The sequence below is a fragment of the Akkermansia sp. KLE1798 genome, assembly GCF_001580195.1.
GTDB classification, from domain to species: Bacteria; Verrucomicrobiota; Verrucomicrobiia; order Verrucomicrobiales; family Akkermansiaceae; genus Akkermansia; species Akkermansia biwaensis.
In genome coordinates, this window is record NZ_KQ971097.1 from 31,633 (window position 1) to 51,845 (window position 20,213).

Below are 20,213 nucleotides of genomic sequence, written 5' to 3' on the forward strand. Positions count from 1 at the left end.
CCAAAACTGTAAAGCTGCGGAGAGAACCCGCCGCACGAACGGAACCAGCTTCACGGCAGACCCCATGCCTTGCGCAGCCGCAGGTACTCCCTGGAAGGGAGCAGGACATACAGGGGATGCTTGGAAGGGTCCAGCCATGCGATCATGGCACGTAAATTCTCCTCGCTCATGGCGGTGCATCCGGCCGTGGGAGCCTGGCCGTCCCTCCTCCAGATATGGAAGAAAATGGAAGACCCTCCCCCTGCTACGGGGCGTCCCTGATCTCCGGCGGCGTTATGCCTGATGAACAGCTTCAGGCTGTGGGCGTAATCGTTCAGCTTCATCTGCTGCTTGAACTCCCAGGGCGTCACGGGATCATGCTTCAGCACGAAATGCTGGTTGTAAAGGGGGGAGGACGGGTCATCGACCCACATGTCGCGGGGCGTGATGCGGCGGTACGGCATGGAACGCTTCTTTTTGGGAACGGGCACGGTGCCGTACACCCCGCCCAATTCAAAAATTCCGGCGGGAGAACGCAAATCCCCCTCCTTCTTCACGGGACCTTCCGCGGGAGGGCTGCTAACTCCCCTGCCCCATACCAGTCCGGACTTCCCCAAGCGGGCCGGAAACGGCCCCTTCACCATCATCCACCCCTGGGGACCTTTCTCCAGAAGGCTCAATTTCACATGCGAACTGTTCCAGCCGTCGGACGTCCCCACAATTACCTGGCGGCAGTCTTCAGGCAGAGCCATGGCCACAGCGCAAAACGCCGCCAGCATGCACACGCACACATAGATACCCTTCATGCGCCGTAGCATACCGGGGAAACCCCGGAAGGGAAGCAAATACTCCGTCCTTCCCCGGCATCCGGCAGACGTGCACAAGCGGCCTACTTCAACGGAAGCACCTCGTCCAGCAGGGATTCTATTCCCTCCTTGGCAAACCGGGAATGCAGATAGAGCTTCTTGGCTTCCATGTACTTGCCGAGGGCGGAACCGACTTCCTTGGCATTCCGCGCATTTTCCGCATCGTCCAGCAGCTTGACCAGCCTGCTTGCCTTGGTCGTCAGGTCCAGATACTGGGAATTCAGCTCCTGGTCATTGACAAATAATTCCTGGTCGCGCAGGCGCAACTGCTGCAATTCCTCCCAGGCACCGTACACGTCCTGCATGGCCTCACGCTGGCGCGCCGCACCCAGGGCCCGCTCAATGACCGCCATTTTAGCCAGGTCATCCACAAACTGGGCCTGCAGTTCCGGGTCATCCTTCACCAGCACGGCAAACTCGTGCTGATTGTCGAAAATACGCCGATAGTTCTTGTTCTTGTGGAAACGCTTGAAATCCTCCAGGGCATGGGACTGCTGGCCTGCGGCCATCATGGCATTGCGCAGGGGGAGCAGGCGCGGATTCTTGGGCCAGATCTCAATGGCCTTCTTCAGGCATTCTTCCAGCTTGACGCGGTCCCCCTTGGCAAGGGCTTCCTGACCCTGGGCGATATAGGCGTCGCTGGCGAACACGGCGGCGCTGATGGCGGATTCCGCCCGGCCCGTGCTGAAATCCCGGGAAGTCTTCTTGAGTTCCTCCACCAGCGTGAGGGCTTCCTCGTAATCCTTGCCGTTCATCAGCTCAAACAGTTTCTCCACATCCCGCTTGAACGCATAGAGCTTCTGCTTTTTCTCGTACGGGAACGTACTGACGGGCGCCATGAATTCACCGATCAGGAGAGCTTCATTCAACCGCTCCAGGGCATCCACATAATGGTGGGAATCCACCAGATTGTTCACGGCCTTCATGTGGCGGTCCGAATCCCGCGCCAATTCCCGGGAAAGATTGTCCAGGACAGACACGGTAGGGGGTACGCCCAGCGTACCTCCGAACATCTTGGCGGCATCGGACCCCTTCTCCAGGCGCAATTTCGTATCGCCGTCATTGAACAGGCGGCTGTACACGCCGCAACCGATGGACACATGGTCAAAACGACGCTGGGCAAACAACTGAACGAGTGTGGACTGGAACACGATTTTGGCTTCCGTTACGGTAAGCACCTGCTCGGTTTCCAGTTTCAGCTTGCGGGCCTGCATCTCCACCACGCGCTTTTCCAAATACTTGTAGCGCGGATTGTCCCGCGCCGGATTGGAATCGGAATTCCCCTTCTTGCCCCCCTTCTGGTTGGAGGCGGAACCGGAGGACGTCGTCACACCGCTTTCCATCAGGCTCATTTTCTGGGTATTGGTACGGATTTCGCGTTCCATCGCGTCCATCATCTTTCCCTTGTTCTTCCCGTTGGTCTTGGCCTGCCATGCGGTATAGATGGCCTGGCACAGAGCGTCGGAAACACCGCCGTCCAGCGGATTGCTGGAAGCGGCGGTCAGCAGGTCCACCACCTGCCGCAGAACATTGTCCGCCGCCAGCCTTTCCTTGCGCATGGAAAGCACATCGTGAATCTTGTTGAAAATCTTCTGGTATTCACGGGCATCCTCCGTATTCTCCTCCGGCTGGCTCAGGTACTTGTTGAAGCGGGCCTCAATTTCCCGGAAGCTGCCCATGTTCAGGGTCTGCCCGTTGATAGTTACCGTGCCGTCCTGAGGATTCAGAAACGGCAGTTCGTTGCCGTACAGGGATTTGGCATCCCCCTGGCTGCCCGGCTGGTAGGCGTTGGGCTGAATGGAGCCGGATGGATTGGCCGGCTGTGGAGACGCAGGAGCGGGGGTTCCTCCCATTGCCGGAGGATTGTACATCATCTGCCCCATTACAGGAAACGTACAGGCCAAGGTCAAAAGAAAGCAGTATTTCATGGATCGAAAAAGCTCGGGTTATTTAGGCAGGATGGAGGTAGCCATACACACGCCGCGCACGTTCGGGCTGATATCCTCCACCCGGAATTCTATTCTGTATTGCTGGTCTCTGTTGATGTTCAGTCCATTTCTGGCTTCTGCGGAAACGCAGATGGGAATAATGTATTCCCGTCCGGACGCATCCTTGTACAAAAAGGAAATCAATTCCGACTCGCCGCGGGGAAAACGGTCAATCACGGTGCCGTCCAGCACGTAATTGTTGTTGGAAAGCTGGGAGGCGTTCATCGCCAGAATATCCAGCGGGATGTCGGATCCCGCCTGGGGCTTGTTGCTGGAGCGCGTCACGGCATAGCCGATGACAAGCGCCAGCACAAGAACCACCGCCCCGATGACCAGCATCGGAGCAGATGATGATGAACTCTTCTTTTTCGCTGCACGTCGTCTCGCCATAATCTCTTGTCGAGAAAATGTATAACGAACACGCAGCGATTGCACGCATTAAATTACAGTTCCCAGCGGGAACGGCGGATGCCGATGTAAGAGGCGGTGATGCCGCATGCAACGTGCACGCCGAGAACGATATAGCAGATCAGGGCCGGAGTCAGTCCCGTATCCAGCACATTCTTGACCGCGTTGTACACGTCCGGCTTCAGCGCGGAAATGCTTCCGGACCAGGACCAGTACGCGGAAATAAACGGCCGGATGAAGCTTTCCACCTGCTCCGGGAGAGCCAACACCGCCCCTGACAGGGGAAGCTGGAAGCCCACCAGGTAAATGCTCAGCAGGGAGGCCTGGTCCGCGCTCTTGGCCAGGGAGGAAATGCCCAGGCAGACAAACGTCATGGCGGCATTGGCCAGTATCAGGAAAAACAAATGCGTCAGGCTGCCGCCCCGGTCCCAGAAGAAATCCACAAAGGCGAACATCCACACGGACTGCACCAGCACCAGCACGCTCAAATACGCCAGCTTGCTCGCCAGATAGGAGGATGGCCGCATGCCCGCGTATTTCTCCTTCTCCATGATGGCCCGTTCCCCGGCTACCTCTCTTGCGGCGTTGTTGGACCCCATCAGCCCCAGCAGGATCACCTCAAACATGATGATGCCGGAAACGGCGGAACCGGTCTTCATGTTCAACTGCTGCGCCTCAATATCCTTCTGCAGCGTCTGCACGTCCTGCGTGGCGGAAAGCCCCACGATCTGCCCGGTTCCCTTGTCCGTGAACATGGCTACCAGTATGGGGAACAACAGCACCATCACCAGTTGAAGGACAAGCTGGGAGCGGTCGCGGAAGAAAATGCGCCACCGGCGCCCCAGCAGGCAGAAAAACTGAGTAAAGAACCCGGGCACTTCCGGAATGGCTTCCTCCCCGGCCTCAGATGCGGCGGCAGTTTCCTTTCCTGCGGAAGCGCGTTCAGAAGAAATCCCTTCCCCATCCGCCTCTCCGGCAGGAGTCGAGGTCCCTTCCTTCTGTTCGTCTGCGGGCCCGGCATTCGGGTCCGGCAACTCTCCGGAAAGCATCTTCTGCTCCCGTTCCTTTTCCAGCCGGGCGTAATAGGACTCCCGGTGCTTGGCCCAGGAACGGCACCAGGAAACCCCGTTCCGGTCCTGAAGCTTGGGGTAAATCTCCTCCAGTGCGGAAACGCCGAAGTAATGAAGGATCGTCTTGGGGGAACCGTGGTAGGCAACGCATCCCTGATGCATGACCAGGATGGAATCATACCTGTCCAGATGAGCCAGGCTGTGCGTGACGGAAATGACGATGCGCCCGTCGGAACGGGAAACCTCATGCAGAAGGTTCACGATATCGTGCTCGGACCGCGGGTCCAGGCCGGAGGTCACCTCGTCGCAAATCAGGAGCCGGGGATTGGACACCAGTTCCATGGCCAGCGCCAGGCGCCGCTTCTGTCCCCCGGAAAGAATCTTGACGTCTCTGTCTGCAATCCCCTCCATGCCCGTTACCTCCAGGGCGTTGTCAATGCTGTCGTCCAGATCGTCAAGGGACTCGAACTTGCAGCGGAGCTTCGCGGCGCTCTCCACATTTTCATCCACGCTCAACTGGTCATAGGCAATGCTGAACTGGGGGACGAACCCGATTTCCGTCGGTTCAAAATCCTCTTCCGCCAAATCATGCCCATTCCAGAAAAAACGGCCGTCCGTCTCCGCAATCATGCCCGCGATGGCCTTCAACAACGTGGTCTTTCCGCAGCCGGACGGCCCCACGACCGCCATGAAATGCCCCTTGGGCACATTAAAGCTCACATTGTCCAGCAATTTCAAAGGACCGTCCTGGGTCTCTATCTCGTACGTAATGCCGTCCGCCTGCAACATAATGCATCTACCTTATCCCATCAGTCTCCACATCATCAAGGAAAATCGGGGCTCTTCCCCCTCATCTTGAATCCATACGCAAACTTGTTATTTTGAAAAGGTTCCGCCCCGGACGACGAAACTCCTAACTATCCTCATGTTGTGGATTGGCGGCTTCTGCGCCGGAAGGCATCCTCCCTGCACTCCTTCCCTGCCCTGCAGGGCTGCTTGTGATTCCTGCAATGTCCTCTTTTTCACGGTTCCCCAGGGCACCGGGACTCCGGAAAAAGAGTTTCATGACCACCTCCAGATTGAATTGGAAGAAAAAGACCGGACCTTTTTTCCTCGCTTCCCCGCCCTGGCGGAGGCATCATGGCCTTATGATCAGCCGGGCGGTAAAAGACGATCTTCCGGAAATCCTGGACCTCCAGCTCCGGGCCTTTGGAGAAGTTGCGCAGCGCCTGAACGCCGCCAGTCTGCCTCCCCTGGAACAGACCATCGAACAACTGCTGGAAGAAGAGCAGAATTCCGTATTTTTCAAATATACGGAAAACGGGCATATCATCGGTTCGGTCAGAGGAAGCCTGGATGCCTCCGGCACCTGCCATGTGGGCAGGCTGATTGTGGACCCGTACTGCCGGAACCGGGGCATCGGACGACAGCTCATGCAGGCGCTGGAAGAATACTTCCGGGGAAAAGCTTCCCGGTACCTCCTGTTCACGTCGGAGGAAACTCCGGAAACCCTGCACTTGTACGGCAAACTGGGTTACGAAAAGCTGTACACGCGGAATACCGGAAGCACCGTCATGGCGTTTCTGGAAAAGAAGGTTTGAAAAAACGGCCCCCGCAGGAAGAGGAATACTTCATTCCAACATTTTCCCTACGGCCAGCCGGATCAAGTACCCGGCCAGAAAAATCCCCGCCGCCACCCAAAAGGAAAACCATTCCAGCAATACCCCGCATGCCAGGAATATCAGCGCACACCACAGCAAAAACGTGTTGATCACACGCATCAGGCTCCATTCCTCCGGGTAGAAGGGAGAAATAAGGAAAACCTTCATCAGGATGTCCTCCAAAAACCCCATCATGTGCCGCAAGATGAATTCCAAAACACTCATGGACTTTAATATTAATAATTAATCACACGGTCCATTTTACACCCCTCTCCGCAAAAGCACAAGCAGGGACACGGCACGGGGACATCATGCCTTTCATCCTCTCCTGCCGGATAGGAGAACAAACCACGAAAAACAACGGATAAATGAACAAGGCCCAAGTGCCGCCCTGCGGCAACCGCATCAGAACGGGAAATCCGTATCGCCCACCGGGTCCACGGCTTTTTCCTCAAATTTCTTTACGGCCTTCTGCTGGGGATTCACGGCCCGCACCACGATGGCTCTCGGCGGCACCGCTTCACGCTTCTTGAATTCGCACTTTTCCTCGCACAAATTGCAGGGGCCTACCCGTACGCGTTCCTCCGGCTTTTCTGTCGTAACGGGGCAGGCGTGTTCACACGCCCCGCACCCGATGCACAGGGAGGGGTCCAGCTTCGGCAGGCGGTGTTCCTGGCCGTCGCGCCCGATGTAGGGCACCGTGTAAAGCGCCTTGGTAGGACAATGTTCCGTACAGGCGCCGCAGTCCATGTCCTCCCTCCTGACCAGGCAGCGGCACACGTAAAACTGGGCCACGGCAATGCGCGTGGTGTCCTTCGTGATTTCCGTCGCACCCTTTTCCGCGGTAATGGGGAGCTTGCGGATAGCTCCGGTGGGGCACACTTCCGCGCAGCGGTGGCAGTCGTAAAGGCAGTACTTGGTGCTGAAATCCATCCGGGGCTTCATGAATCCCTTGATGCCCAACTGGAAATAGGAGGGCTGGAGCACGTGGGTGGGACAGCTGGCAATGCACATCTGGCAGCCGGTGCATACGTCTAGAAACCGTTCCAGGGAACCGGCTCCGGGCGGAAGAACGCACTGGGTGGGGTCCAGCCTCTGGGCGGCGTCCCCGCGGCATCCCGACAGGGCGGCACCGGCAAGCCCGACAGCGGTAGCCCCCAGGAATTCACGGCGGGAACTTTTCGCGACAACGGGAGAAGACGCTACCGCCGAAGGGCGGGAAGAAGCCTCTTTCCTTTCCTTTTTGGCAGGAATCAATCTCCGGGCCCTGGTGAACCAGCGGTAGCGGATTCCTCCCTCATCACAGGCGCGCACGCAATCGTAGCACGCCACGCAACGGGAGGCGTCTATCCAGTATTCCTTGAGATTCAGGCACTGCGCCTTGCAGGATTTGATGCACTTGCCGCATTTTTTGCAGGATGCGGGATCAAAACCCAGCCGGAAAAGGGAAACGCGGGAAAGGAGCCCCAGCAGAGCGCCCACGGGACACACCGTGTTGCAGTACAAGCGTCCCCTCCAGGCGCTCATGACAACCACCAGCCCGAGCATCCCGGCGGAAGCCAGCAAGGCGGGAAACGCGACGGGATAATAGTCCATGCGGACCAGGTCCGCGGAAGCGCTGTCCGCCGCGAGCAGGTTGTTGCCCCAGACGGCGGCAGGCCACGCAAGCACGTACATGATGCGCCCGAAAATGCTGTACGGGTCCAGCCAATTGAGCGTCAACCCGGCAAAACCGGTCACGCAACAGGCAACCAACACCGCCAGAATGATATACCGCACCCACGGCACGGGCCGGGAGAATTTCAAAAAAACTTTCGGTCTGATCCATCTGCGTATCCTGAACACAATGTCCTGCAAAATGCCCAAGGGACAGAGGAACGAGCAATAAACGCGGCCGAAAAGCAAGGTCAGGGCCAGCAGAATGGCCAGAGCCGCCACGGAAACACCCACCCAGTTCAACGTCCCCAGCACGGAAGGGACAAACTGCCACTGCGCCAGTACAAAGGAATCTTCCATCCCCTCCCCGCCTCCCGTCATATTCGGCACGTTCCACGCGGGAATGCCGCGCAGGAAAGCATAGGCAATCCCCACGAAGAAAATGACGGCCACAGTTACGCGGAGCCATTTCAACGGACTCACAAAAAAAGCTTTGATAATTGACATACCAATCTATGAAACACCGCCCGCAACGAAAAGTTGGCGTCCGCCCGCAATATTTGCGGACGGACGGAAAAAACATCAGGCCATGTTGATGCGGCGGATGTTGAGCTTGGTGAGGTCCGCCGTTCCCAGCCCCATTTCCTCTCCCAGCAATACATGGCGGATCTTGCCGGCCTTGTTCAGCAGGGCCGCGCCCGCAGAGTCAATCGCCACGATATCGCGGGAGGCAAGCAGAGTCTTGCGCTCCACCAGATCGTTCGTGTCCTTGCCTACGGGGCCGTTGCGCACCATGGGCATGTAGGCGTCCAGCACGCACAGGTCCGGCTTGCGGAAATACACGGCATCCGCAATGCACTGGTGCAAGTCGTTCTTATGCATGGCGCCGCGGTCCCATACGGTGCCCATTACGTTCTTCATGCAGGCGGTCATTTCAGATCCGCTGTGGTGCTTGAGCGGAGGGCAGGTGATATAAACATCCGCTTCCAGAACGGCCTTGTGCACCTTGGCTGAAGTGAATTTTTTAGCCTTCGGGTTTTCCGTCTGAACGTATTGCCCTTCATTGCCGCCGTCCACCATCACGCCTCCGGCTTTTTCCACGGCCTCTTTCACGCCGCTGCCTTCATACGCGCCATTATGGCAGCAGTGGTCAAAAACCTTCACTTCCTTCGCTCCGGCCTGCTTGCACAGTTCCACCAGCGTGGCGACGGTTTCCGGGTGGGTGTTGGACCCGAACTCCGGCGCCTTGTTCCAGCCGATGTTCGGCTTGATCACCACGGTCTGGCCCGGCTTCACGAATGCCTGCATGCCGCCGAGAGTTTCCACGGCCTTTTTAACCATTTCCGCGCGAGTCCCGTTGCGGACGGCAACAAGGTCGGGAATGCCGGAAGCCGTCTGGGGGGACGCCTCCTGGGCGAAGAGGGTTTCCATGTCCGTAATGGCCGCTAAAGCGCCCACGGCGGCGGTTCCCTTCAAAAATGTACGTCTGTCAGTCATATTGGTGCAAAGTCAAATGTTCATCTTTCCGGCAACGAAGCATTTCCGATGCCTTAGTGCCTACCTTATCATACGGAAAATGGAAAAACAACCTGTCAATCATTTTCCCTGCGGGAAATTCACAAACTAATTGTCATACACGCCGGGCTCCTATAAAACCCGGTCATGAAGTGTTCCCTGCTCAGCCGGCCCATGACCTGCGCGCACGACTGGATCAGCCGTCTCGTCCTGCCCGGAGACACGGTGGTGGACGCCACAGCGGGAAACGGGCACGATACTGCGTTTCTGGCACGCCTGGTCGGTCCGGGAGGGAAAGTGCACGCCTTCGACATTCAGGAAGAGGCGCTCCGCTCCGCCAGGGAACGCCTGAGAGAAGAAGGGCTGCTTACGGATGCTGTCTGTTTCCATCTGACCAGCCACTCGCGCCTCGCGGAACTGGTCCGCGGTCCGGTCAAAGCAATCATGTTCAACCTGGGCTACCTGCCCGGCGGCGACAGGAACCTCATCACCCGTACGGATTCCACTCTGGCGGCCCTGGAACAGGCCGTGAACCTGACAGCCCCCAACGGAATCCTCAGCGTCATGTGCTATCCGGGCCACGAGGGAGGAAACACGGAGGCCGCCGCCGTGGAACAACTCCTTTCCCGGCTTCCCCATCACTTGTGGAGAACAGGCAAATACCAGCTTCTGAACACTTCCACGCCCGCACCGTTCCAAATCTGCGCATTCAGGCTGGATTGACATCCCTCAGCCCTCCCGAAAGGCGAACGGAGACCGGGACATGTTCAAGAAACTGCTTTTCTCACGCCCGGCGCATCCACTCCACCACCTGCGCCAGCGCACGGCCCCGGTGGGACATGGAATTCTTCACCTCCATGGGGAGCTGGGCGAAACTCTGCCCATACCCTTCCGGCACAAACAGGGGATCATAACCGAATCCCCCTTCCCCGGTCAATTCCGTCAGCATGTGCCCTTCTACAGAGCCGGAAAATTCCGCCAGTACCGCGCCTTCGCGGGCCAAAACCATCACACAGCGGAAGCGCGCGGCAGGCTTGTCTCCCGGGCGCACTCCGGCCTTCCGCAATTCTTCCAGCATACGGCGGTTGTTCCGTTCGTGATTGCCCTCCTCTCCCCCGAAGGAAGAGGACCAGACGCCCGGACGGCCACCCAGAATATCCACCTCCAGCCCGGAATCGTCCGCCAGAACAATGCCGGGAATGCATTTGGAGGCGGAGACGGCCTTGAGCGTGGCGTTTTCCGTAAACGTAACGCCGGTTTCTTCCACGGGAGGAGCCTGGGGATAGTCGGAAAGGTCCCTTACCTCCCATTTCCCGGCCAGCATGGCACGGATTTCCCCGGTTTTATGGGCGTTGCGCGTGGCAACCACCAGCAATGGCAATTCCTGTTGCATCATGTTGAAATTCTCGTGTCGTGTTTTTTCTCAGCAGTCAATTTCCAGGCTTACGGGGCAATGGTCGGAACCCGTCACGTCCATATGGATGGCCGCGCTCTTCACCCTGGGAGCCAGAGAATCGGAAACGCAGAAATAATCAATGCGCCAGCCGATGTTCCGGGCACGCGCACCACCGCGGTACGACCACCAGCTGTACCAGGACGGTTCCTCCGGATGCAGCAGGCGGAACGTATCGGTAAATCCGGCTTTCAGCAACTGCGTGAACCCGGAGCGTTCTTCGTCAGTGAACCCGGCGGAGAAACGATTGTCCTTGGGCCGTGCGATGTCGATTTCTTGATGGGCCACGTTCAAATCGCCGCAGAAAACGACCGGCTTGACGGCCGCCAGGCCGGCCACGTAATTGCGGAACGCCTGATCCCACTGTTGCCGGTAGGGCAGCCTCGCCAGCTCGCTCTGGGAATTGGGCGTATAGCAGTTGACCAGGTAAAATTGCTCGAACTCCATGGTGCACACGCGCCCTTCCCGGTCGTGTTCCGGCCAGCCGATGCCTGTGGACGTGGACAGGGGCTTCACGCGGCTGAGAACCAGCACTCCGGAATAACCCGCCTTTTCCGCCGGATTCCAGAGCTGGTACGGCCAGGAAGACAGCCACAAATCATCCACCTGTTCCGGACGCGCCTTGATCTCCTGAAGGCAGAGAATGTCCGCCCCAAGCGCATCCGCGGCTTCTCCCAGCCCCTTGCCCAGAATCGCGCGCAATCCGTTCACGTTCCAAGAAACGAGTTTCATGCGGGCATACTTCCCGTTTTTCCCCTTCCCGTCAAGCCCTCAAACTCCCCTTCGGCGGCCCTGCTGCGTCCCTCCGTGCAAACCCTTCTTCCGGAATCATCCCCAGTATCTTGCATGCCGCACGGAACAAGTGTTTTTTCTTGCCAACCGGCAGGGGCCATGCTTACTTAGATAGGCAAACACCCCGAGAGGCACTCGAGAGTGGGTCTGTCGACCCGCTCTTTTTTGTCTATCCATCACACATCTCTACGCTCATGACAAACGACATTAAAGCTTTGATCGACTACTACGAGAGGGAAAAAGGGCTCTCCCGTGAAAAAATTCTCCTCGCTCTGGAATCTGCCTTCCTGTCCGCCTACCGCAAAATGGTCCCCGGCTCCGGCTCCATCAACTACCTCCGGGCTGAAATCAACGTGGACAAGGGCAAGGTGCGCATCTTTGCTGATCTGGAAGTAGTTCCGGATGAAGAATACAAGGACAAATTCAACCAGATCCCCCTCTCTCTGGCCGTCAAGCTGGACCAGAATGCCGTCCTGCACGACCTGCTGGCCACCAACATCACCCCCAAGGGCTTCGGCCGCATCGCCGTGCAGACCGCACGCCAGACGATGCTCCAGAAACTGCTGGATGCCGAAAAGGAAATGCTGTACGACGAGTTCAAGGACCGTGCCGGCGATCTGGTCACGGGCACCATCCGCCGCTTTGAGAAAGGGGACATCTTTGTGGACCTCGGAAAATTCGAGGGCGTCATGACCTCCCGCGAGCGCGTGCCGAACGAAGACTACAGCGTAGGCGACCGCATGCGCTTCTACGTGGTGGAAGTGCGCACGGAAGGCCGCGGACCGGAAGTCATCCTTTCCCGTAGCCACCCGAACCTGGTGCGCCGCCTCTTTGAATCGGAAGTGGTGGAAATCGGGGACCAGACGGTGGAAATCCACGGCATCGCCCGCGAAGCCGGCTACCGCACCAAGGTGGCTGTCATCAGCCACGACGACAAGGTGGACCCCGTGGGAGCATGCGTGGGCATGCGCGGAGCCCGCGTTAAAAACATTGTCCGGGAGCTCAACAATGAAAAGGTGGACATCCTGGAATGGACGGAGGACCCCGTCGAATTCGTCCGGGAGGCCCTCAGCCCCGTGGAGCCCCGGGAAATAACCGTGGACGAAGACGCCAAGAGGGTCTTCGTCATCGTCCAGGACGACAAGGACCTCTCCAAGGCCATCGGCCGCAGGGGCCAGAACGCCCGCCTCACCTCCCGCCTGATGGGCTGGGATGTCCAGGTGCGCGTCTTTGACGTTCAGGAAGCTGAAAAACTCCAGAGCCAGGCAGCCGCTGAAGAAGTGATGCGCCAGTGCCAGGCCGCGGCGAAAACCCTCAGCGAACAACTGGAAATCCCGGAAGAAACCGCCATGGGCCTCGTGACCATGGGGGGAACGGACCTGGTGGCCCTCACCGGATTTGAAGCCTCCGACATCGCGGAAAGCATGGGCATTCCCGCAGAGGAAGCCGCCCAGATTCTGGACAAGGCCCGGGACCTCATTTCCCAATAAACCATTGAGCATGGCGCTCAATATCTAACCAATTTAAAATCAAATGCCTAATAAACAAGAAGAGAACGAACCCAAAAAAGAAGTGCTGGATCTGATCGGCGGATCTCCCAAAAAGAAACGTGCACCGCAGCCCGAACCCGTTCCGGCTCCGGCGCCCACCCCCCGTCCGGCTCCGGCCAAGAAAGAAGCTCTCGACTTGCTTTCCGGCCCCAAGAAAAAAGCGCCTGCTCCCGTTCCCGCCGAACCGGCTCCCGAATCCGTCCAGCTAGCCCCTGCCGCCGCACCCGCGCCGCAGGAAGAGGAACCGTCTTCCGGAGACAAGGTCATCAACCTCAAGCCGCCCGTTTCCGTCTCCGAGCTGGCCGCTCTGCTTCAAGCCAAGCCTTTCCAGATCATCAAGGACCTGATGGGCATGGGCATCTTCGCCAACCCGAACACGCCGCTGGACGCTGACGCCGTCAGTGCCATCTGTGACCTGCACGGCTACACCTTCGCCCGTGAAAAACGGGAAAAAGGAGGCGGAGTCAAGGCCCAGCAGGAACCGCTGAAGGAACCGGAACCCGTCCCGGTCGTGGAAGAACCCAAAGCCACCCTCATCACCCGCACGCCCATCATCACGGTCATGGGCCATGTGGACCACGGGAAAACCTCCCTGCTGGACTACATCCGCAAGGCCCACGTGGCCAAGGGTGAAGCCGGCGGCATCACACAGCACATCGGCGCTTATACGGTTGACTACAACGGCAACACCCTCACCTTCCTGGACACGCCCGGCCACGCCATCTTTACGGAAATGCGCGCCCGAGGAGCGGACGTGACGGACATCGTCGTGCTCGTCGTAGCCGCCAATGACGGCATCATGCCCCAGACGCGGGAAGCCATCGCCCATTCCAAGGCGGCCGGCAAGACCATCATCGTGGCCATCAACAAATGCGACCTTGCTGCGGCAGACCCCATGAAGACCAAGAGCGGCCTGATGGAAGAAGGGCTGGTTCCCACGGACTTCGGCGGCGATGTGGAATGCGTGGAAGTCTCCGCCCTGACCGGGGACGGCATCGACGACCTGCTCGGCCTCCTTTCCCTCCAGTCGGAAGTGCTCGAACTCCAGGCCAATCCCAAGGCCAACTGCCGCGCATCCATCATTGAAGCCCGCGTAGAGCCCGGCACCGGAAGTTCCGCCACGGCCATCGTGGAAAGCGGCACCATCCGCATCGGCATGCCCTTCATCTGCGGTCCTTACGCCGGCAAGGTGCGCGCCCTGGTCAACGACCACGGCGAACGCGTCAAAAAAGTCGGCCCCGGGATGCCCGTGGAAATCATCGGCTTTTCCGAAACCCCGAACGTGGGCGACGAACTCGTGGAAATGGAATCCGAACGCGCGGCGAAGAAACTGGGCGAAGAACGCCAGGAGGAACTGCGCAAGCAGCGCCTGGCCCAGCCCCGCAAGGCCCGCATGGAGGAACTGCTTGCCATGATGGGCGACGGAACCCAGAAGGCCCAGCTCAAGATTCTCTTGAAGGGGGACGTGCAGGGCTCCGTGGAAGCTATTAAAAAGGCAATCATGGACATCCAGTCGGACAAGGTGGAATGTGTCTTCCTGAACGCCGCCGCCGGTCCCATCTCGGAATCGGATGTGCTGCTGGCCTCCTCTTCTAACGCCGTCATCCTGGGCTTCAACGTCAAGGTGGAATCCAACGCCGTGAAACTGCTCAAGCGTGAAGGCGTGCAGGTGAAACTGTACTCCATCGTGTACGAACTCATCGACCAGGTGAGGGACGCCATGCTGGGCCTGCTGGAACCGGAAACGCGTGAAACCATCATCGGCCATGCCAAGGTTCTCCAGGTCTTCAAGCTCAACAAGGGCCGCGCCGCAGGGTGCATGGTTGAGGACGGCAAAATCCTCCGCAGCTGTGAAGCGCGCGTCATCCGTGACAAAACTCCCGTTTTCGACGGCAAGATGTCCACTCTCCGGCGCTTCCAGGACGAAGTGGAAGAAGTCAGGGCCGGTCTGGAATGCGGCATCCGCCTGGGTGACTTCAACGAATACGAAGCTGGCGACATCATCGAATGCTACACGCTGGAAAAAATCCAGCAGACGCTTTAAGCCAGTACATACCTCTCCCGAAGCGGAGATGGAACCGCCCCGCAGACCTCCTGAAGGACCGATATGGGGCTTCCATCTCTGCCATTCGCGTATCATCCTCCCTTCCGATTGAACGATCGGACAGCCCCTTACTCTATTTCTTCATATGAGCAGACGCACAGACAAGGTTAATGAACTCCTCCGCCGGGAAATAGGCACCACCATCCAGCGGGACTTTGAATTCCCCGGCACGATTGTCACCGTGATTGAAGTGGAAGTGACGGATGACCTGAAAGAAGCCCGGGTCTGGGTGGGCGTCGTGGGACGCATGGCTCCTTCCCAGGTGCTGGAAAAACTGAACTCCCGCCACGGTCTCATTCAGTCGGCCGTGGCCAAAAGAGTCGTTCTGCGCAACACTCCGCGCCTCTCCTTCCGGCTGGACGACTCCGCGCAGCGCGGAGTTGATCTGGTCAACCTGCTGGACGACATTGACAAAAACCTGCCTAAAGCCCCTCCCGCAGATCCGGAGGAAGAGCAGGCCTGAATCTTGTGGCCCCCCTGGAATAACACTCCGGATACCGGAAATCAGGGATACTCCCCACCTGTTGAAGGCAGAAAAATCTGTCCGTCAAAAACAGGATACTCTCGCCCCGGACACCGGAACCGTCACTCCCGGCAAACAGGGATTTCCGGAGGTATCTTTCCATAAGCGCCTTTGGGAGTACACGTTTGGTCACTGCTTCCCACGGTCGCTTTACCATTCGTGAATCTCGCGCTGCGCAATCCGTGCAGCCGGGCTTGCGGCCCGTGCCCGGTTCTTTGCTTTTCGGCCGGAAATAGACCTCGTCAAAGAGAAGAAATTCCGGAGAAATCTTCCGAAGAGCTCCGGAACGATGATCCACTATTAATAAAAGGTAACCGGACCACAAAAAATCCCGGTATGGAGTACCGCCTGTATCGGCATTCAATTTTCGATGCCAATACAGGCCCGGATTCTACTCTCTCGTTACCTTCAAACGCAGAAAGCGGCGTTGCGGCGCATTTTCATCAATGGCCACTGTATCCCGAAATTCTCCCTTGTCACCTGCCGGAACTACCGTTTCCTCCTCATTCCAGGTCTTCAGGTCCGCGGAGCTTTCCACGCTGAAAACCACATCCACGGCTTCCGTATTGACCGGCCAATCCAGCACCAGGTACTCCCGGCCTCCCTCTTCTTTCCGTACCCCCAGCGTTGTCACGCTGCCGCACGGTTTCAAGGGATCGAGTCCGGTAGCATACTTCATCAGGTTGCTGATTCCGTCCCCTGCGGGGCTGGCTTCCGGAGCCATGTCGTCTTCCGTCGTTCCAGGCGGAAACTTGTCCTTCTTCCATTTATCGTATCCGGTCAATGGCGGTGCGGCACTCTGCGTCAGCGTGAAAGTCCTTTGTTCGCCGTCACAGGTAACGGTTACAACCGCCGTACGCTGCGTTTCCTGGTTATTGGCATCCACACTGACAGCCAGCGTCGCGGTACTGTTCCCGGAGGCGGGCGTGACCGTTACCCAGGACTGGTCGCAGGAAGCGGTCCAGGGCAGCTGGGTCTGCACGGTCAGCGTCGTTTCCGCGGCGGCAAAGCCTACGGCTTCCTCCGTTTTATCGACATTGAAAGGATTCACGTATTCATAGGAAAACGCGCTGGCGGGGATGTCCTGCTTGGAAATGCCCGCATCGGCACTTTCCCACTGCATGGAAAGGGAAGACGACGAACCCTGGCCCACGTAGCCGATGCGGATCGGGTGGACGCCTGCCGTGAGCTTGACCGTCTGTACGGCATTGGGCTGCACATCGCTGGAAACGCCTTCCCGCGCATTGGAGGCAATTTCCGTTCCCGGCGTATAGGCATAGTCCGCATCAAGGAGCTGCATGTCGTGTAAATGGACAAAGGCTTTGGAACCTTTATCGGAATCCGTTTTCAGGTAAAATTTATATTCCCCCGTAACAGGCACGGTAAGATAGCCGGTAAGTTCCACGCCCTTCGGACCGGAAATTCCCGGGTTGACGTCAAGAACGCCGGAAGCGTCCGTAGCCCCTGTCACGACCGGGGCTTCATTCATCTGGCGGAAATCCGGCACCCAGTCAAAGCTGCGGTTCCACACACGCTGGCGCAACCTCCCCTGCCGGAGACCGGAAGGAGCCGTAACGGGTGTAACGTACGCGGAGTCGAAGTTCGTGGTTGCCGTGGGAGAAGGACGGCGCATGCGCAATGCCTGCGCCTTCATTTTTTCCTGAAGATCCGAACGGGAGGAAGCCAGATTGGTGGACTCCTGCGGGTCCTTTTCCGTATCGTAAATTTCAAAATCCGTTCCGGGGGCGGCATTTCCCATGCGCACTCCCTTGAAACCGTCCACAAAGACAATTTGCTGCTGGGTACGTCCCCTTCCCCTGTGCGCGGCCAGGAAATCGTCATTGGAAGGAGTACTGCCGCCGGGATTGGAATATTCCGAATAAATCACTCCATTTCTCTGGCATTCCGGCACGCCCACCAGTGTTGGAAGCAGGGAAACGCCATCGCAGCGGGACGGAACGGGAACACCCGCCGCATCCGCAAAAGTGGCCATCCAATCGTGGAACTGGCTGGCGTGCAGGCTGATGCCGTTGGACGGAATTACTCCGGGCCAGCGTACTACCGTTGGGACGCGCATGCCTCCTTCCCAGCAGTCGCGCTTGATGCCGTCCATCATCCCATAGCTCATGAAATACCGCGGGTTTTGGGCTCCGTTTCTGTAATTGCCCGAACCCTCCTCATTGTGAGGGCCGTTGTCGGACGTGAAAACGATCATCGTATTGTCGTCAATGCCCAGATCCTTGAGCAGTTGGATCATGTCCTTCATTACGTCGTCCACCCGCCGGATCATGGTGGCGTGCCGGGATTCCGTTTGCCCAAAAGCCTCATGTCCGGGATAAATGTAGGTATCCGGGCCAAAAGTGCCATTCACGCCCGACCAGCCGGTCGCAGCCGTATTGGAAGCTTCATATCCGTCTTTTTTCTCCCATTGCAGGCCGCCGGTTTTTCCCAGTCCGGCAGGATAGGCGCAGGCAGGAGCGGACAGGCACCCGTGGGGGGCGGGGAAGGCCAGATACAGGAAGAAAGGCTGTGAAGAAGCCTTGGCCTGGTGGTCCATGATCCACTGCTTGGCACGGGCCCCGAACAAGTCCGTATCATAGGCCGTACCGGGAACCCTGGAATTGACGGATGTCCATGCGGGAGCGGAAGCCTGGTCGTCATATTCGTAAATATCCTGATTGCCCGCCGTCAAATAATGGTAGTGGCCTGCCAAATGCTTGATGATTCCGTAAAAATAATCGAAGCCGCGCATATGGGGTGCGCCCGTCAGCGCCTTGCCGCTCTGCCCTGCTCCGCCCACGCCCCATTTGCCGATGGCCGCCGTATGGTAGCCCGCGCTCTTCAGCAGGGTTCCCAGCGTATGGGAATTTTCAATGGGAAAATCAAAAGTGTTGTTGCGCACCACCCGGGCGTGCCCCTGGTGCACCCCGAGCAATAAGGACGCCCGCGCCGGCGCACATACCGGCGCAGCGCTGTAATGGCGTCTCAACTGCATCCCTTCCGCCGCCATCGTATCCAGCGTGGGGGTTTCAAAGCTGTTGCGGCGGGTGACCTGGCGGCCGTTTTTATCTTGCTGCGTCCAGTTGACGCTTAAATCCCCCCACCCCATGTCGTCCACCAGAACGAAGATAATATTGGGTTTGGAGCCGGATACACCGGAAGGCATGGAAGATTTTTCCGCCACATTCGTCACCAGGTCCAGCCTTCTGGAAGTGCGGTCATAGCTCCAGGAAACCGCACCCTTCGGAAGATCCTTTACAGTAATTGCCGCTTCCATCCCTTCCGCAAACTGCACCGTCAGCGTATGGTTCCCCGGCCATTCGGCAATCAGGTCTTCAAAAGACGAATCAAACTGAATGACGTACTCCTGCGCCTGCAGGGAGGGATTTTCCGGCTGCACGGCTCCGGTCTGCGGCACACCATCCAGGGCGGTTACATGGGCACGGCTCAAGGTCAGGGAAGAACTGGGAAGGGTAATCTCCCCTTTCACGGCGAGAGTGGCGCCCGGAGTGTATGTAATCGTGCCGCTGAAATTTCCGCTTCCCGCCAGGGTGCAATTGCCCTGGACGACCAGATTCACTTCCGGAACTTCTCCATTAAAATCAACGGAGGAATTGTTCAAGGTAATGGTGACGTTCTTCCCTACGGACTGAATTTCGCCCGGCTTGCCCTCCCTGTCCGTGTAGGTAATTTGGGCATCATCCAGAATCGTCTGCTTCAGCGTGCCCTGGGAACCGGAAATTCCGGATGTCCCGGAAAGAGTCGCTTGCGCCTCCACTCCCGCCTCAGACATGTCCAGGGTGGAACTTTCCAGCGCGATGGCCGTGTTTTTCCCGATATTCCATAAGCTGGAAACCCTTGCCGTAGTCCCGGAGAAAGTCACGGAAGAATTCTCCCGGGTAATCAGGGAACCCTGATACAGAGCCATGCCTTCCAGGCACCCTGTATCCTGAACCGTGATGGTGTTGGCCATTCCCCGGTCCGCCAAATCCAGTGTGGGCGTTCCCTGTCCGGCACTCATCAAGAAACCGATCACGCCGGAAACATTATTCAGCATCATTCCCTCCCCGATGCGCACGGCGCCGGCGCCCGTCAGCGTTACCAGCCGGGCGGCATCATTTTCGGAAGTCAGGGAGTAGAGACCTCCTGCGGGGGCCGTTTCATCGCTCCCCACATAAAAACTGCGTCCCTCGTCCACATGCCAGGTCTGGTCCGACGCTAAACGCAACTGGGCAATTCCAAAATCCGCATTGTATCCCCCCGTGCTTGTATTTGATACGGTGATGCCTCCATCCTGAACACGGAGGTAAACGCCACTGCTCGTATTCTTGATGAAAAACTGAATTTTCCCTCCAGGCTGGTTATTGATACCCTCCACCCGGACACCCTTCAGATACCTTCCTCCGCTACCCAGGCTTCCCACATCCGTTCTCCCCACCGAATCCGCTCCATTGGTGACCATCCAATGCGTGTAGGCGGAAGACTGGGCCCCCGGGACAACCGTCGGGTTATTTCCCCCTACGCTCCAATTGGACAAGGTTCCCCAGGTATTTCCTGCCGTTCCTCTCCAGACATATTCTACATCCTCTCCTTTTACAGGGGATAAAATCAGCAGGGAGGGAACCAGGACGGATAAGAAGCGAAGCAT

The 20,213-nt window shown here is 58.1% G+C and carries 15 protein-coding genes; 5 read left to right on the forward strand and 10 right to left on the reverse strand.

Annotated elements, in window-relative coordinates:
- Positions 1–50: 50 nt before the first annotated feature.
- The 4 genes from HMPREF3039_RS11835 to HMPREF3039_RS11850 form a co-directional block, all read right to left on the reverse strand.
- Positions 51–785, reverse strand: coding sequence for a L,D-transpeptidase family protein (locus HMPREF3039_RS11835; RefSeq protein ID WP_067952150.1), 735 nt, complete (start codon positions 783–785; stop codon positions 51–53).
- An 83-nt stretch (positions 786–868) separates the two neighbouring features.
- Positions 869–2,719, reverse strand: coding sequence for a tetratricopeptide repeat protein (locus HMPREF3039_RS11840; RefSeq protein ID WP_167506750.1), 1,851 nt, complete (start codon positions 2,717–2,719; stop codon positions 869–871).
- Between the two features lie 72 nt (positions 2,720–2,791).
- Positions 2,792–3,223 carry a hypothetical protein gene (locus HMPREF3039_RS11845; RefSeq protein ID WP_147549724.1) on the reverse strand — a complete coding sequence of 144 codons (432 nt, stop codon included), beginning with the start codon at positions 3,221–3,223 and terminating at the stop codon, positions 2,792–2,794.
- A gap of 53 nt (positions 3,224–3,276) precedes the next feature.
- The gene (locus HMPREF3039_RS11850; RefSeq protein WP_067572283.1) at positions 3,277–5,100 is read right to left on the reverse strand and encodes an ABC transporter ATP-binding protein/permease; all 1,824 of its coding nucleotides are present in this window, start codon (positions 5,098–5,100) and stop codon (positions 3,277–3,279) included.
- Positions 5,101–5,459: 359 nt separating this feature from the next.
- Here HMPREF3039_RS11850 and HMPREF3039_RS11855 point away from each other — a divergent pair, with 359 nt between their 5' ends.
- Complete coding sequence (locus HMPREF3039_RS11855) at positions 5,460–5,912, forward strand: GNAT family N-acetyltransferase (RefSeq protein ID WP_067572380.1); 453 nt, start codon at positions 5,460–5,462, stop codon at positions 5,910–5,912.
- A gap of 30 nt (positions 5,913–5,942) precedes the next feature.
- Here the strand turns inward: HMPREF3039_RS11855 and HMPREF3039_RS11860 are convergent, their stop codons facing one another.
- From HMPREF3039_RS11860 to HMPREF3039_RS11870, 3 genes are all read right to left on the reverse strand, one after another.
- A complete protein-coding gene (locus HMPREF3039_RS11860; protein ID WP_067572282.1) occupies positions 5,943–6,197 on the reverse strand; it encodes a hypothetical protein in 255 nt (84 codons plus the stop codon).
- Between the two features lie 180 nt (positions 6,198–6,377).
- Complete coding sequence (locus tag HMPREF3039_RS11865) at positions 6,378–8,111, reverse strand: 4Fe-4S binding protein (RefSeq protein ID WP_167506749.1); 1,734 nt, start codon at positions 8,109–8,111, stop codon at positions 6,378–6,380.
- A gap of 99 nt (positions 8,112–8,210) precedes the next feature.
- On the reverse strand, positions 8,211–9,125 hold the full coding sequence (locus tag HMPREF3039_RS11870; protein ID WP_067572280.1) for a DUF362 domain-containing protein: 915 nt from the start codon (positions 9,123–9,125) through the stop codon (positions 8,211–8,213).
- Between the two features lie 165 nt (positions 9,126–9,290).
- On the opposite strand from HMPREF3039_RS11870, the gene HMPREF3039_RS11875 reads away from it, so the two are divergent.
- Positions 9,291–9,866, forward strand: coding sequence for a tRNA 5-(aminomethyl)-2-thiouridylate-methyltransferase MnmM (locus tag HMPREF3039_RS11875; RefSeq protein ID WP_067572279.1), 576 nt, complete (start codon positions 9,291–9,293; stop codon positions 9,864–9,866).
- Positions 9,867–9,927: 61 nt separating this feature from the next.
- On the opposite strand, the gene HMPREF3039_RS11880 is transcribed toward HMPREF3039_RS11875, so the two are convergent.
- The gene (locus HMPREF3039_RS11880; RefSeq protein WP_082770121.1) at positions 9,928–10,539 is read right to left on the reverse strand and encodes a non-canonical purine NTP pyrophosphatase; all 612 of its coding nucleotides are present in this window, start codon (positions 10,537–10,539) and stop codon (positions 9,928–9,930) included.
- Between the two features lie 27 nt (positions 10,540–10,566).
- Positions 10,567–11,328, reverse strand: a complete 762-nt coding sequence (locus HMPREF3039_RS11885) for an exodeoxyribonuclease III (RefSeq protein ID WP_067572277.1) — start codon at positions 11,326–11,328, stop codon at positions 10,567–10,569.
- A gap of 254 nt (positions 11,329–11,582) precedes the next feature.
- On the opposite strand from HMPREF3039_RS11885, the gene nusA reads away from it, so the two are divergent.
- The 3 genes from nusA to rbfA all read left to right on the forward strand — a co-directional run bounded on the left by nusA (position 11,583) and on the right by rbfA (position 15,505).
- A complete protein-coding gene (gene nusA, locus HMPREF3039_RS11890; RefSeq protein ID WP_067572275.1) occupies positions 11,583–12,878 on the forward strand; it encodes a transcription termination factor NusA in 1,296 nt (431 codons plus the stop codon).
- A gap of 43 nt (positions 12,879–12,921) precedes the next feature.
- The gene (gene infB, locus HMPREF3039_RS11895; protein WP_067572273.1) at positions 12,922–14,982 is read left to right on the forward strand and encodes a translation initiation factor IF-2; all 2,061 of its coding nucleotides are present in this window, start codon (positions 12,922–12,924) and stop codon (positions 14,980–14,982) included.
- A 145-nt stretch (positions 14,983–15,127) separates the two neighbouring features.
- Positions 15,128–15,505, forward strand: a complete 378-nt coding sequence (gene rbfA, locus HMPREF3039_RS11900; protein WP_067572272.1) for a 30S ribosome-binding factor RbfA — start codon at positions 15,128–15,130, stop codon at positions 15,503–15,505.
- A gap of 451 nt (positions 15,506–15,956) precedes the next feature.
- On the opposite strand, the gene HMPREF3039_RS11905 is transcribed toward rbfA, so the two are convergent.
- Complete coding sequence (locus HMPREF3039_RS11905) at positions 15,957–20,213, reverse strand: sulfatase-like hydrolase/transferase (protein ID WP_067572270.1); 4,257 nt, start codon at positions 20,211–20,213, stop codon at positions 15,957–15,959.

Excerpts from the sequence above, each read along its gene's own strand:
- HMPREF3039_RS11835 (WP_067952150.1), bottom strand. The coding sequence starts at position 785 with ATGAAGGGTATCTATGTGTGCGTGTGCATGCTGGCGGCGTTTTGCGCT.
- HMPREF3039_RS11840 (WP_167506750.1), bottom strand. The coding sequence starts at position 2,719 with ATGATGTACAATCCTCCGGCAATGGGAGGAACCCCCGCTCCTGCGTCT.
- HMPREF3039_RS11845 (WP_147549724.1), bottom strand. The coding sequence starts at position 3,223 with ATGGCGAGACGACGTGCAGCGAAAAAGAAGAGTTCATCATCATCTGCT.
- HMPREF3039_RS11850 (WP_067572283.1), bottom strand. The coding sequence starts at position 5,100 with ATGTTGCAGGCGGACGGCATTACGTACGAGATAGAGACCCAGGACGGT.
- HMPREF3039_RS11855 (WP_067572380.1), top strand. The coding sequence starts at position 5,460 with ATGATCAGCCGGGCGGTAAAAGACGATCTTCCGGAAATCCTGGACCTC.
- HMPREF3039_RS11860 (WP_067572282.1), bottom strand. The coding sequence starts at position 6,197 with ATGAGTGTTTTGGAATTCATCTTGCGGCACATGATGGGGTTTTTGGAG.
- HMPREF3039_RS11870 (WP_067572280.1), bottom strand. The coding sequence starts at position 9,125 with ATGACTGACAGACGTACATTTTTGAAGGGAACCGCCGCCGTGGGCGCT.
- HMPREF3039_RS11875 (WP_067572279.1), top strand. The coding sequence starts at position 9,291 with ATGAAGTGTTCCCTGCTCAGCCGGCCCATGACCTGCGCGCACGACTGG.
- HMPREF3039_RS11880 (WP_082770121.1), bottom strand. The coding sequence starts at position 10,539 with ATGATGCAACAGGAATTGCCATTGCTGGTGGTTGCCACGCGCAACGCC.
- HMPREF3039_RS11885 (WP_067572277.1), bottom strand. The coding sequence starts at position 11,328 with ATGAAACTCGTTTCTTGGAACGTGAACGGATTGCGCGCGATTCTGGGC.
- nusA (WP_067572275.1), top strand. The coding sequence starts at position 11,583 with ATGACAAACGACATTAAAGCTTTGATCGACTACTACGAGAGGGAAAAA.
- infB (WP_067572273.1), top strand. The coding sequence starts at position 12,922 with ATGCCTAATAAACAAGAAGAGAACGAACCCAAAAAAGAAGTGCTGGAT.
- rbfA (WP_067572272.1), top strand. The coding sequence starts at position 15,128 with ATGAGCAGACGCACAGACAAGGTTAATGAACTCCTCCGCCGGGAAATA.
- HMPREF3039_RS11905 (WP_067572270.1), bottom strand. The coding sequence starts at position 20,213 with ATGCTTCGCTTCTTATCCGTCCTGGTTCCCTCCCTGCTGATTTTATCC.